Source organism: Siphonobacter sp. BAB-5385 (assembly GCF_002261125.1).
Lineage (GTDB): Bacteria > Bacteroidota > Bacteroidia > Cytophagales > Spirosomataceae > Siphonobacter.
In genome coordinates, this window is sequence record NZ_NMPS01000191.1 from 15,721 (window position 1) to 28,552 (window position 12,832).

Consider the following 12,832-nt stretch of genomic DNA (forward strand, 5'->3'; position numbering starts at 1 on the left):
CCCCAGGACTAAGGTCCCCCTGCCATTAAAGATTTTTCATTTTATTTAATAGGTTATACTCTTTGTTTATATAATACAAATTTTGATAAAATACAAAAATGCAAAATATTATTTCGAAAGACCGTTTGTAGTCATTACAGAAAAAGGCCGTTGCAGCGTAGTACTGCAACGGCCTTTTTGATCCCTAGACGTTTTTTATTCAGTCGGAACGGCCATCCCACTGGCTTCGCGAATGGTCACCAACCCTTTTCGCTGGATAATCTCCACATCGAGCGTACGGGCCAGAATTTTCAGTACCTGCCCCAGATCCTTTTGCGAAAGTTTGCCGGTGAATTTAAGATGATCGAGATGATCCTGAATCACGACGTGGATGTCGTAATATGCCTCTAGTACACGGGCAATTTCGGTAAGCGTAGCATCGTCAAACACGAACAGTTCGTTCTTCCAGGACAGCCATACGTCTCCTTTCGCGGACTGAACGGTAAGGCGTTGCTGGTCATAGGTGGCTAATTGTCCAGGCGAAAGTTCGGCGACTTGCTGTTCTTTCTTGAGGGCCACTTTTCCTTCTTCAAGAAAAATACGGGTACTGCCCTTTTGCGTGCGTATATTGAATTGCGTGCCTTTTACCTCGACCGTCAGTTGATCGGGCGTTCGGACAATGAACCGGGGATGTTTTTTATTCTTGGCCACCTGAAAATACGCTTCTCCGGTCTGCATTTGCACTTCACGGGTATCACCCTGCCAGGGATCAGCGTATCGCAAGCTACTGTTTCGATTCAACCAGATCACTGAGCCATCCGACAGACTGACTTTCCGGATTCCCTGATTCTGCGTACGTACCTGCGTGTAAGGGGTGGGTACGGGCGAGCGAAAGTACGGGCGGGCATAGAAGACTCCCCCACTGACGAATGCCAGCGTAAGACAGGCGGCCCAAAGTATTTTTACTCGCGTGTGTTTCGGACGGAAGGTGACGGACTCGCTGGCTTCAATCTGCTGTTCGAGGTATGCATCCAGCACCTGTTCCAGCTCGCCTTGTTTATAGAGTTCGATGAAGGTTTCCAGTTCCGGCAAACTGGCTTTCGACTGGATGTATCGCTCGACAAGCTTCTGGCGTAAGACCTTGTTTTCTTCCATGAATTAGTAATAAGAGGGTTGATCTCCGCTTCGGAGGTTGAGGTTGCGGGGGTAAGACAAGTGAGAGCACCCGGAAGGTCCCCTTACCCGTTAAAATAATTGGGATACCGTTCCTTTTTATCCTTCGAAAAGAACCGTTGCCAGCACGCTGAATGTGATGCCCAGGTCTTTTTCGACGGCGATTTTCAATACTTTCATCGAACGTACCATGTGTTTTTTGATGATGTTGCGGGAAACGCCCAGTTCAGCGGCGACCTCCTCGTAGGAAAGCCCCTGTTGACGGCACAATTCAAAAACCCGCCGACTCTGATTCGGTAAGGTGGCGAGTACCGATTGAATAAACCGCTGGTATTCAATCGTCTGCCATTCATCATCTACAGATGCTGAGGTTTGTTCATACGTTTTAACGAAGGAACTGAGATTTTTTTCTTCCGATAAGACTTTTTTCAGAACGTTGAGACTCAGGTTTTTACCGGCCGTCAGCAGATACGATTTGAAGGCACTGATTTCCGGTAGCCGACCCCGATCTTCCCAAATCCGCAGAAATACTTCCTGACAAATGTCTTTCGTTACATCCGACGATTTCACAATGGAATACACAAAGCGGTACAGAAGCGGCCGGTAGCGGTCGTGCAATTCCGCAAAGGCTTTCGCGTGGCCTTCGGAGGCGAGCTGCAGCAGTACTTCTTCAGTCAGGAGACGCATAAGTAGAAGTATTGGTTAAGTAAGTCGTTGCAATCGGAACTAGACAACTGCCATAGCCTAGATCCTCTGAAAAGGAACTAGACTACGTTTGCTCGTACGTATACACGGGAGTCGCCTACGCTTGGGAAGGATTTTCGACGGACTCCGGTAACGTAAGGAATTAAGGTACTGAATGCGTACGATTCCAAAGGAAAGCTGCGGCTCTTGCCTGAGGGGAAGAGCTAATTAAGCAAGGAATTTGTAGAAATCAAAGGATTATATCCGAAACGATTTTAAGCGTATGTTCTATTTTATCGGGCGTATTGAAGCAGACGAGAGCAGGACCACTGCTTCGTTCGGCTCATTCGGCTTATCCTATTTTTTCCGGTATTGTCAAATCATTAGCTTCCGTAGCTGTAATAAAAACAGCCCAGAAGACCTAATGGGCGTCTTCTGGGCTGTGGCATTTTAAATATGATCAGGATTGCGGTGATAGTCGATCATCCATTGAATACCGTAGGCGTCCGTCAGCATGCCAAAGACTGTACCCCAAGATGAAGGTTCTAGCGGTACGTTTACCTTACCTCCCCTGGAAAGCCCCTCGAACAATCGCTGGGCTTCGGCCTGGCTGTCCGGCGTGAGCGTAAGGGAAATCTGGTTACCCGGAATCAGGGTATGACACATGGAATCGGGCACATTCGTACCCATCAGAATTACGCCACCCTTGCCCAGCGGCAAGGCGATGTGCATCAACTTATGCTGCTCATTTTCGGGGCATTTGTGGCTTCAGTCGTGTCTTTGAAGCGTAGTAACGTCAGAAATTCGCCACCAAATACACTTTTGTAAAAGCGAAAGGCTTCTTCGGTAGTACCGGGAAAGTTGAGATAGGGATGTGCCGTCAACATACGTAAGAAACGTTGAATAAGTAAAGGAATTTAATTTAGACTAACTGGGGAATGGAGCCTTGTATCGCCAAAGAGCAAATCATCCAACGAGTAACGTTAATTACTTTTCCCGAGCAGTTCCTGGGCAAAAGTAGGGTCTCTTCCACCGACGAGCGAGGGTAAATCCGTCCATCTGCAGGGTTGATTGCTACCAGTTTTTTCCCTAGTTTTACTCACATGAAGCACATCTCTATTCTGGTGCCGCAGGGAGCTATTTTAGGAAGTCTGGAAGGCTCCCGTCAACTGTTAACGCAGGTAAACTCGTTCGTAAAAATGCAGGAACAGTCGCCCCTGTTCAAGGTACAGCTGGTCGGTCTCTGCCGGGAAACACTAGTGAGTGGCGGCCTTTTTACCGTCCACGCCGATCACTTGCTGGAGGAAATCACGCATACGGATCTCATCATCATTCCGGCGGTAGATGGCAATATTGAAGAGGCGGTAGAAAAAATAAACGCTTCATTCCCTGGATTACGCAGCAGTATCAGCAGGGGGCGGAGGTGGCCAGTTTGTGTATGGGAGCGTTCATCCTGGCTTCGACGGGCTTGTTACGGGGGCGTAAGTGTGCCACGCACTGGATGGCGGCCAACGATTTCCGACGCATGTTCCCGGATGTCGAGCTGTTAACCGAAAAAATTATTACGGACGAACAGGGCATTTACTCCAGCGGTGGGGCCTTTTCGTACCAGAACCTGATTTTACACCTGATTGAAAAATACGCGGGTCGCGAACTGGCTATTCTTTCGGCCAAAGTTTTTGCGATTGAAATTGACCGGATCAGTCAGTCTTCGTTCATGATGTTTCAGGGGCAGAAAGATCATGAGGATGCACTGGTACGCAAGGCTCAGGACTTTATCGAATCTAATTTTACGGAACGAATCACCGTCGAACAATTATCGGATCAGTTAGCCATCAACCGCCGCAGTCTGGAACGACGCTTCAAAAAGGCGACGGGTAATACCGTCAATGAATACATGCAGCGGGTCAAAATCGAAGCCGCCAAGAAGAGTTTTGAAGTGAGCCGTAAAAACATCAATGAAGTGATGTACGACGTGGGCTACTCGGATACGAAAGCCTTTCGGGTGATTTTCAAGAAGACAACGGGCATGACGCCCCTCGATTACCGCAACAAATACAACAAACAGGCGGCGGCTTTGTAAGTAGATTCGTCTGCTTATAGTCCCCTTGAACTTCGTAAAAGACCAAGGGGACTTGCGTTGCTACCGTCCCGTATTTCCGCCAGCATTCGTTACCATTGTACTCGCCGTAAAACTGCCGGATTGGGTTCCCGCTGTATACGTTCCGCTCGTATAAAGCCCATTAAAAGTAGTGCTCGCGTTTACACTGCCTCCGCTATATACCCGGTACGACTGACCCGTTTTAAGCTTTGGACTGGAAAACAACAGCGTTGTGAAGGTTTTGGGAAGTTGAAGTGTCAGTACCTCTGCTCCCTCATTCGATTCAATATGCAACAGTTGATTAGCTGAACCGCCGCTCATAATGACAGAAGGCTGCGTACTGACGGAAGCCGTGGGCGTACTCGTCGCTCCGCCCATACCGACCAGAATGCCGCCAGTGATTTTAAACGTATTTCGGTCGCAATCAAAACCTTCTTCGGGGGCGGCGGCTCCAATGGATACTACTTTTCCACCCGTTACGGTCAGCTTGCCGTTGGAATCAATTCCATCGTTCGACGAACTGTTCGCATAAACGGTCCCACCATTAATGTAAATGAAGGTACCTGCGTTCAATCCATCATCGAAGGTTTTAACCGAAATGTTGCCACTATTGATGGTTAGTACGCTTTTGCTTTCAATACCCTCCCCCGCCGTTGAAGTGATGTTGATCGTTCCCCCATTGATCGTCAGGTACGGGTCGATGCTGGTATCGGTATCATAAGACGCCGCAATTCCCTTGTCGGCCACGTTGATAGTAAAAGTCCCGTCGTTAATGACGACGTAGCCCTCTTCACACTGAATCCCGTCACCCTTCGTCGTCATAGTTACGGTCCCGCCGTCGGCAATAAACGCTTCATTGGTGTGAATGCCATCCGATACTGCACTGGGTATGGAGAGGGTTCCACTGATAATGCGGACATAATCATCACTACAAATGGCGTGTTTGTAATTTCCCTGCACGCTCAAGCTTCCCTGGCCACTGAAGATCAGCTGTCCTTCGCTAAACAGAGTAGCTTTTTGATCTTCCGTAGCGTTGGCGGCGTACGTTGCACCATCGGTCAGGATATTGGTAGTTTGATCGGCCAGTACAATAAACGCTCGTTTGCTGGATTGGATATTCAAGGCCGGACCATCCGTATTCGTTAGCGTCAGGCCATTCAGGGTAAGCTTGAATTTTTTATCGCTGTAAATTTTCACTGAACCATTGTTACTGACACCACTCAGTATGTAAGCCACTTCTGCAACGGTAGAGGTGATGATCACATCGCCGTTACTTTCTGTGATCGCTACCCCCTTCCCCGCCAGCGGATTAGAGATAGTAACACTCGATCCAAATGCAATGCTAACTGTCGAGGAAAAAGTGGCATTAGCCAGCATATCCTCTGCATTGACGGCCCGGTCGGTGTTGCCTTCGGGACTAGTGGAAATGGTAGCGACACTGTCGATGGGTACTGCGTTACCAGCGTTCGTTGTGATCTCGGTGTTGTCCTTGGAACACGCCATCGTCAGCGTACTAAAGATCAAAAATGGGAGCCGACCCGCCCACGAGCGGCCAAAAATTAGGTTCATACGATTACGTTCCGTTTGGTGTTGCTCTCTCCGAGCTTTTCTGTAACCTTTACGCAGTACGGAACAGGCGTGTTGCAAACCTCATTATGAATAGTAGTTATTTTAAACAAGAAACGTCCGACAAGAAGCTCTTGCCGGACGTTTCTCGGGTATATTATCCAATTATTAAACTTTCAATTTTCCTTCAATCGAATCATCCAGTGTTTTACCCACCAGAGCTCCCACGGCCGTTTTAACCATAGCTACAGCATTACCATGTTTATTGTCCCAGTAGTAACCTTCCTCAGCGGATACCTGAATAACTGTGATGCGGGGATCGTCTTCACCTTCGGTAAACCAGGCTTTTAAAATAGGATTCCAGAGTTCTTTGATTTTTTCCTTGTCTTTGGAAATGGTTGCCCGCCCGTATACGCTCAGGAAATCAGAATGAGCAGAGCCCTGGAATAACAGGTGAACGTAGGGATCTGCCTGAATATCCGCGTTTTTGTTACTGTCATCAGAACTCAGGAACCAGAAATTGCCTGATTCATCGACTTCCTGCACGGACATGGGTCGTACCTTTAGTGGCTGACCAGTCGTTATTCGGGTACAAAAATGACAGGTGCTGTTTTTTTCGGCCAGTTCGTTGATTTTCTTTCCGGCCTCATTCCCTGCTAAATCTTCCTTGTTCTTTTCAGGTTGCTGTTGATTGATACTGTCCATGATGTTAGCGTTTTATCTGTTCGCATAACCTTACAAAGACTGTTCCAGTACCTTACCGAACGAATCGCCGGGTCAGGGAGAACTGATCCATCAACCGGGCCATTAAATGACTTATGCCCAAAAACCGAAAGGGCCACCCTCAGCATGTGTAGCATCGGTTGCAATGATCCCATACCAACCCAAAGGTCGTAGGATATATCCACAAAAATGAAATGCACCAGTACATCCCAAACGTCAGATACGCCTGACGCGACTATCTGGCGGAAGGCGGAAAGCCTGGCTTCTGCTTTCTCAACAAAGCGAAATACGGGGAACGCCATCAGGAAAGCGTTGTTACCGGCGAGATACGACACGATTTCCAAATAGACGTAATTGCCGGGGAAGGACTTTGCATGAGCACGTACCTCCCAGCTGTGGTGGTATTAGCCGATTAGAAACATGGGTCTACTCACACCCAGGGTACGTTTCCAGTCCAAAGGAGGATAGGGTTTCAACCCTATCCTACCAGATGGATCGAGCCTATGGTTGTTCTTTGAGCTTCTGCTATGAACTTTCTTTTTTGATAGTAGGATTGGGTGCTTCGTTCACCTCAAGTACGGGCAGTCGTGCTACCCTCTCTAGAAAAACCGTATAGTAGATTCTCATGAAGTACCAGCGTTCATTCGAACCCGAGCAGTTACCTGCATGGTTTAGTATTCATTTGCCCTTAGGAACTGGCAATTTCAGTGGCCCGACCTTTTCATGCGATGTTATTCGCCCTATTTCATAAACAGAGCGTGTACGTACGCTCCTGTAACCATCTACGTAGGGAGCGATAGACTTTACCGAAATATAAATTAGAACCGCATGCATAAGTCTAGTCGAGAAGCAACGAAAGCGTTTTCTGGCTTTATAGAGGTAAAAGGAGCCTCCGAACATAACCTCAAGGCCGTAAACGTAACCATTCCCCGCGATGCATTAGTCGTCTTTACCGGGATCTCAGGATCGGGCAAATCTTCGCTGGCGTTTGGCACTTTATACGCAGAAGCCCAGCGGCGGTATCTGGATTCCGTATCGCCCTATGCCCGACGACTTTTCAATCAGCTATCAGTTCCCAGGGTGGAACAGATTGAAGGCTTGCCGCCGGCCGTCGCTTTACAGCAACAGCGGGGGGCGGTCAGTACCCGCTCCTCGGTGGGTAGTATCACGACGATTTCGAACCTCATCCGCATGCTTTATTCCCGGACTGGGGATTACCCTTCTGGACAATCGATCATTTACGCCGAAGGTTTTTCCCCCAATACGCCCGAAGGAGCCTGTCCGCACTGCCACGGCCTGGGAAGAGTCTATGAAGTAACGGAACGATCCATGGTGCCGGATGACTCCCTGACCATCCGCGAACGGGCCGTTGCGGCCTGGCCTTCGGCCTGGCAGGGCCAAAATCAACGGGACATCTTAACCACTTTAGGGTATGACATTGATGTACCCTGGAAAGATCTTCCGCAAAAGACCCGCGATTGGATACTCTTCACGGAGGAACAGCCCGTTGTGCCGGTTTATGCCAATCGTAGTCGGGAAGCAGTCAAAGAAGCGATAGCGAAGAAGCTCACACCTGACTACGTGGGCACCTTCACCAGTGTGCAGCGTTACGTCATGCAGACCTTTGCTACCACTCAAAGCCCCCTGATGAAAAAGCGGGTGGCTCAGTATATGTTGAGCAGTGTGTGTAAAGTATGCCAGGGAAAACGGCTCAAAAAAGAGTCGCTGACGGTAACCTTTGCTGGCCTGGACATTGCCGAAATGGCTCGCCTGACTATGGAAGAAATGGCTCAGCTGTTTGCTACATTTCTTCAGAAAAAGAAAGACCCGGAATGGGAGTCGGCACACCCGGAAAAGATTCTGGTGGCGGATCGTATTGTCGAAGATGTACTGGCCCGGCTTCAGGTAGTTTTGGATTTAGGGCTGGGCTATCTCACGCTTGAACGGACCACGCCAACGCTTTCACCCGGCGAATTGCAAAGACTTCGCCTGGCTACTCAGGTGTATTCCAATTTGTTTGGCGTTGTGTATGTACTCGATGAACCATCGGCGGGACTTCATCCGGCCGATACGCAGGCCTTACTCCGAACCCTGGATAAGCTCAAAGCCGCGGGTAACTCCCTGTTCGTCGTCGAGCACGAACCGGAAGTAATCCAGCATGCCGACTGGATTGTAGATGTAGGGCCAGCCGCGGGGGAATTGGGCGGACAGGTCTTGTACAGTGGTCCTTTGGAAGGCTTACAAAAGGTAGACGCCTCCGTTACTGGAAAATACATCTTTGGTAAGGTCCGTTTCCCTAATCAAAAACGTCAACCCGCAGGCTGGCTTAAGGTAGCGGATGTCACCCGGAATAACCTGAACCAATTAGCTGTGGATTTTCCTTTAGGCGTATTTACCTGCGTTACCGGCGTATCGGGCTCTGGCAAAAGTAGCCTCGTCAGTCAGGTACTGGTGGAGCTGGCAGGCAAAGCTCTGGGAACCACCTTGCCCGAAGCCACGGAGGTGGAGGACGAAAACCCTTTGGAACAACAAACGGTCGAGACTTTAGCAGGAACGATTACTGCAGGAATGGAATTCATCAAACGGCTCATCGTCGTGGATCAGAAACCCATTGGCCGAACACCCCGATCCAATCTGGCTACCTATACCGGCCTTTTTGATAACATTCGTAAGTTGTTTGCGGCTACTAGAATGGCTAAGGCCCGAAAGTACGATGCGGGCCGATTCTCGTTCAATGTCACCAAGGGCCGGTGTCCGCACTGCCAGGGGGAAGGTTCCGTTATGGTAGAGTTACTGTTCTTACCGAGCGTTTATTCCCCCTGCCCTACCTGTCAAGGGAAAAGATATAATCCCGAGACGCTGGAGGTTACCTACAGGGACAAGGACATTGCCGAAGTACTCGCCCTATCCGTCGATGAAGCGTTTGCGTTTTTCAAAGAAGATAAAACCGTCGCTCATACGCTTCAGGTGATCCGGGAGGTTGGGCTAGGCTACCTGCGACTGGGACAACCCGCTACGGAGCTTTCCGGAGGGGAGGCTCAACGGATTAAACTGGCTACCGAACTGCAACGGCAGCAGCAAGGCAGTACGCTTTATATTTTAGATGAACCCACTACGGGCCTGCACCCTTCGGATGTTGAAAAGCTCATGACTCAATTGCAGGGGCTTGTAGAAGCAGGCAATACCGTGATTGTCATTGAACATGATATGGCTGTAGCGGCCGCCAGTGACTATGTCATTGATATGGGGCCAGGGGCGGGCAGCAAGGGAGGAAACGTGGTGGCTCAGGGCATTCCTACGCTGGTAGCCCAAAGTTCTGAAAGTCGCACCGCTCCCTATTTAGCTCCTTATCTCTCGTAAGCCATCTGGATTGGCTTTCTTCCTGCGAAACGTACGTAGCATACCAGGTGGACGGCAGGTGTATCGAATAAAAAATGGGCTCATCAGGTGATACAACGGCAGGGTGAGCCCATGCTCAAAATATCTGTTTGGTACAAGTTGTTGTATGGATTCATCCTCGAAACAGGATAGGAAACCAGCTAGAGGAGCTGGCTCTCAAGCACTACTGGACTATTCATTTGGAAGCCAGCCATTACGTGTGCAGCGTACAACCAGCCAGGTTTTCTCGCTCGCTCCTGAAAGACGGTACTGGCAAAAACTTCCTGAACTCACTTTGGTAAACGGGGTAGGTTTGACAATTAACCCCATAAAGGGTCAGTTTTTATTGGCCAGATTTTTTTAAATACCCAGGGGTCTCAACTCTTGAAAAGTCAGCGTTACATCAACGCCGGGGTTGCTCCAGGTACTATAGATTCAGACGCGTAAAACGGTTTAATCATACCAGGTAAAGAATTGAGATAGAGCTAGATCATTAACGGTTAGCTTTTACTACTACAATGTTTCATACAACAGGTATTTAACCCATGAAAGTAACCAATATCTCAAGACGCAATCTTGTAAAAGGACTGGGAGCTACGGTATCAACCCTGGCCATCAGTGCTCCACTTAGTGCAAAAAATACGATGACAAACGCCAATGGTAACGAGCTGAACGCTCTGGAAGATCCCCGGGGAAAATACCCCCAACCACCCTACAAAAAACAAAATCAGCCGCATCCGGGCTTAGCTTCCCGAATGGATCCCTTACCCGATCATGGCGAAAAGTCCTATAAAGGTAATAATAGGCTCGCAGGACGTAAGGCCCTCATCACCGGTGGCGATTCGGGCATTGGCAGAGCGGCGGCCATTGCTTATGCCCGGGAAGGAGCCGATGTAGCCATCAACTATTTGCCTGCGGAAGAAAGTGACGCCAAAGAAGTGGTTGCTCTGATTCGTGCGGAAGGAAGAAAAGCGGTTGCGGTGCCCGGAGATATTACGGATAAGGAATTCTGTAAAAAGCTGGTTGACGAGGCCGTTAAACAACTGGGCGGTTTGGATATTCTGGTCAACAATGCAGGGTATCAGAAAAGTAATTTATCCATTATGGATATTAGCGAAGAGAGTTTTGATGCTACGATGAAAACGAACATCTACGCGTTGTTCTGGATTACGAAAGCGGCTCTCTCGCATCTAAAACCCGGTTCCTGTATCATCGCTACCACTTCGGTGCAGGCCTATGATCCTTCAGAAAATCTTTTTGATTACGCCCAGACGAAAGCGGCGAACGTAGCTTACGTTAAGTCGCTGGCCAAACAGCTGGGACCCAAAGGCATCCGGGTCAATGGCGTGGCTCCGGGACCCGTTTGGACACCCCTCCAGGTTTGTGGTGGACAAGAACAGGAAAAGCTGGTCAAGTTTGGCGGCGATACTCCGCTGGGTCGGGCGGGCCAGCCAGCCGAACTAGCTTCTATCTTCGTTCAATTAGCGGATAATACGGGTAGTTATTCAACCGGTCAGGTCTTTGGAGCTGCTGGTGGGGGTGGACATCCTTAATCAATCAAAGTAAGCGGCCCAGATTTCCCGATAGTATGATAGAAATCAATTCAGTGATCAAAGGGAGTTCGCTACACAAAACAGTAGGAACAGCTTCATAGAAGCAGTCGTCGATAACGAACGGAGCCCGATTGAATAATCGGCTCCGTTCGTTATCATTCAGCCAAGCTACTACAAGTTATACAGACTTGCTACTTACGGAGCTTTTTAAAACTGAATGGGTCAACGTACTCGCACCAGTTGCATATCCAGCGTATCCTGAAGCATAACGCCTCTGAGTCGTATGGTTTTGGCCGTGTAATCACTGACCGTGGCCTGAAACGTTTCGTTTGAAGAATAAAAGGACACGCTGAGGGTGTTTTTCAACGAATCAAAGGTATAGCTTCCGTGAAAACTTTCACTCGGGTCGTAGCGATAGGGATTCGGACTAAAAACGCACCCATCATTCCCGGAAAAATAGATTCGGCTCCAGGCGGTAGGGGTCGTTAGCCAATCCGTGGGGTATTGAATCCTGCCGTTGCGAGTTAACTGTTCCACTTTCCAGGTTCCCCGAAGCGTCTGCTCCTGCGGGTGCAGAGCCATCAGGGCCTTAAGTGCTACAAAAGCGATGACAACCGGCACCAATCGCAGGCCATATTTAAGCCAGCTCCCTAGTGATGGTACTGAAGAAAGAAGCTGAACCCCTGAGGCAAAGACCTCCTGGATCATTTTGGGTGGAATCAAAAACAGAAGACCGAGTACAAAAACAGCCGAGTTGAAGAAGGCACCCGGACTAATTGAGAAAAAAGCGTTGATCAAAACGATCGTTACCATCACGGGTAAGAGGATGAACACCCCCAGTAGAGTGGTTCTGCGGTAGAGTAGCAGTATCGACCCTCCGATTTGGAAAAGGCCCAGAATAACAGCAAACGCATAGGAGTAGCCAAAGTAGTACCAGGTCAGGGAAAAGCCATCGACTGCCTGTAGAGGCAGGTCCAAAACGTGTTCGGGAGTAGTAAACTGTGTTTTCAGAAGTTTAGCAAAGCCATAACTTGAGATCGACAGAGCCAGCCAGAAACGGATGATGGACTGCAAGCGGGCATGACGTTTATCGCTTGTAGTATGTTGACTTTTTTCCTGCGTCTGCCATCGCCAGGCAAATACCAGACTAGCCAGTAAAGCGACTCCGACCGTACCCGCTAATAAGTGCGGAAAATAAGAGCCATACGCCTCCAGCAGGGAATGGGGTAAAAATTCCAGTGGGAACAGTAGTAACTGGAGCAGAGCAGTGGCTGCTAACAAAGATGCCACAAATTGATACAACCTGGAAGAAGTAACGCGAACAGGGGATGAGGTCATAGAGGTAAAGCTAGCGAGTAAATCCGTAGGGGTTTGAGCACGTTCGATGATGAAACCATTATTTTTTCATCATCCGGCAGATGCGTATCCAGGCGGAGTTGTTGCATCAGACCTTGTTATTTCCAGAGCTATCGGGCCAAGGCAGCGTCACCGATTGCGAAAGGTTGCTCTTGCCTACACCCTTTTCTTACCCGTATGAATCTGTCTTCTGAAAACCACAGGTAAATCAGATTCGTACAGTGACTTTTATGGGTTTCAACTATTTACTGAAAACGGACTTAGGGACTATTATTCCTCCTTTTTCAGATCGCTTAGTAATGCTTATCAATAAATTAAA

General features: G+C 48.9%; 10 protein-coding genes. 3 read left to right on the plus strand and 7 right to left on the minus strand.

Annotation, left to right across the window (positions count from 1 at the left end):
- Positions 1-195: 195 nt before the first annotated feature.
- The 4 genes from BWI93_RS18965 to BWI93_RS29000 all read right to left on the minus strand — a co-directional run bounded on the left by BWI93_RS18965 (position 196) and on the right by BWI93_RS29000 (position 2,723).
- Positions 196-1,134 carry a FecR family protein gene (locus BWI93_RS18965; RefSeq protein ID WP_094814178.1) on the minus strand — a complete coding sequence of 313 codons (939 nt, stop codon included), beginning with the start codon at positions 1,132-1,134 and terminating at the stop codon, positions 196-198.
- A gap of 117 nt (positions 1,135-1,251) precedes the next feature.
- Positions 1,252-1,839: an RNA polymerase sigma factor gene (locus BWI93_RS18970; RefSeq protein ID WP_094814180.1), complete on the minus strand. Its 588-nt coding sequence runs from the start codon at positions 1,837-1,839 to the stop codon at positions 1,252-1,254.
- Between the two features lie 447 nt (positions 1,840-2,286).
- Positions 2,287-2,568, minus strand: coding sequence for a hypothetical protein (locus BWI93_RS28995; RefSeq protein WP_255157956.1), 282 nt, complete (start codon positions 2,566-2,568; stop codon positions 2,287-2,289).
- The gene (locus BWI93_RS29000) at positions 2,568-2,723 is read right to left on the minus strand and encodes a hypothetical protein (RefSeq protein ID WP_233207951.1); all 156 of its coding nucleotides are present in this window, start codon (positions 2,721-2,723) and stop codon (positions 2,568-2,570) included. Before BWI93_RS29000 ends, BWI93_RS28995 begins: the two co-directional genes overlap by 1 nt.
- 536 nt (positions 2,724-3,259) lie before the next feature.
- Between BWI93_RS29000 and BWI93_RS18980 the strand changes: the two genes are divergently transcribed.
- Positions 3,260-3,919, plus strand: a complete 660-nt coding sequence (locus BWI93_RS18980; RefSeq protein ID WP_369679189.1) for a GlxA family transcriptional regulator — start codon at positions 3,260-3,262, stop codon at positions 3,917-3,919.
- A gap of 60 nt (positions 3,920-3,979) precedes the next feature.
- Here BWI93_RS18980 and BWI93_RS18985 read toward each other — a convergent pair whose 3' ends face one another.
- Positions 3,980-5,506: a carbohydrate-binding domain-containing protein gene (locus BWI93_RS18985; protein ID WP_094814182.1), complete on the minus strand. Its 1,527-nt coding sequence runs from the start codon at positions 5,504-5,506 to the stop codon at positions 3,980-3,982.
- 165 nt (positions 5,507-5,671) lie between these two features.
- Positions 5,672-6,208 carry a pyridoxamine 5'-phosphate oxidase family protein gene (locus BWI93_RS18990; RefSeq protein ID WP_094814184.1) on the minus strand — a complete coding sequence of 179 codons (537 nt, stop codon included), beginning with the start codon at positions 6,206-6,208 and terminating at the stop codon, positions 5,672-5,674.
- Between the two features lie 846 nt (positions 6,209-7,054).
- Here BWI93_RS18990 and uvrA point away from each other — a divergent pair.
- Positions 7,055-9,586: an excinuclease ABC subunit UvrA gene (gene uvrA / locus BWI93_RS18995; protein WP_094814186.1), complete on the plus strand. Its 2,532-nt coding sequence runs from the start codon at positions 7,055-7,057 to the stop codon at positions 9,584-9,586.
- Between the two features lie 662 nt (positions 9,587-10,248).
- Entirely contained in the window at positions 10,249-11,157 is a 909-nt protein-coding gene (locus tag BWI93_RS19000; protein WP_369679190.1) for an SDR family oxidoreductase, read from the plus strand.
- A gap of 222 nt (positions 11,158-11,379) precedes the next feature.
- Here BWI93_RS19000 and BWI93_RS19005 read toward each other — a convergent pair whose 3' ends face one another.
- Positions 11,380-12,495: a hypothetical protein gene (locus BWI93_RS19005; protein ID WP_094814190.1), complete on the minus strand. Its 1,116-nt coding sequence runs from the start codon at positions 12,493-12,495 to the stop codon at positions 11,380-11,382.
- Positions 12,496-12,832: the final 337 nt, after the last annotated feature.

Excerpts from the sequence above, each read along its gene's own strand:
- BWI93_RS28995 (WP_255157956.1), bottom strand. The coding sequence starts at position 2,568 with ATGCACATCGCCTTGCCGCTGGGCAAGGGTGGCGTAATTCTGATGGGT.
- BWI93_RS18965 (WP_094814178.1), bottom strand. The coding sequence starts at position 1,134 with ATGGAAGAAAACAAGGTCTTACGCCAGAAGCTTGTCGAGCGATACATC.
- uvrA (WP_094814186.1), top strand. The coding sequence starts at position 7,055 with ATGCATAAGTCTAGTCGAGAAGCAACGAAAGCGTTTTCTGGCTTTATA.
- BWI93_RS18970 (WP_094814180.1), bottom strand. The coding sequence starts at position 1,839 with ATGCGTCTCCTGACTGAAGAAGTACTGCTGCAGCTCGCCTCCGAAGGC.
- BWI93_RS18985 (WP_094814182.1), bottom strand. The coding sequence starts at position 5,506 with ATGAACCTAATTTTTGGCCGCTCGTGGGCGGGTCGGCTCCCATTTTTG.
- BWI93_RS19005 (WP_094814190.1), bottom strand. The coding sequence starts at position 12,495 with ATGACCTCATCCCCTGTTCGCGTTACTTCTTCCAGGTTGTATCAATTT.
- BWI93_RS29000 (WP_233207951.1), bottom strand. The coding sequence starts at position 2,723 with ATGTTGACGGCACATCCCTATCTCAACTTTCCCGGTACTACCGAAGAA.
- BWI93_RS19000 (WP_369679190.1), top strand. The coding sequence starts at position 10,249 with ATGACAAACGCCAATGGTAACGAGCTGAACGCTCTGGAAGATCCCCGG.
- BWI93_RS18990 (WP_094814184.1), bottom strand. The coding sequence starts at position 6,208 with ATGGACAGTATCAATCAACAGCAACCTGAAAAGAACAAGGAAGATTTA.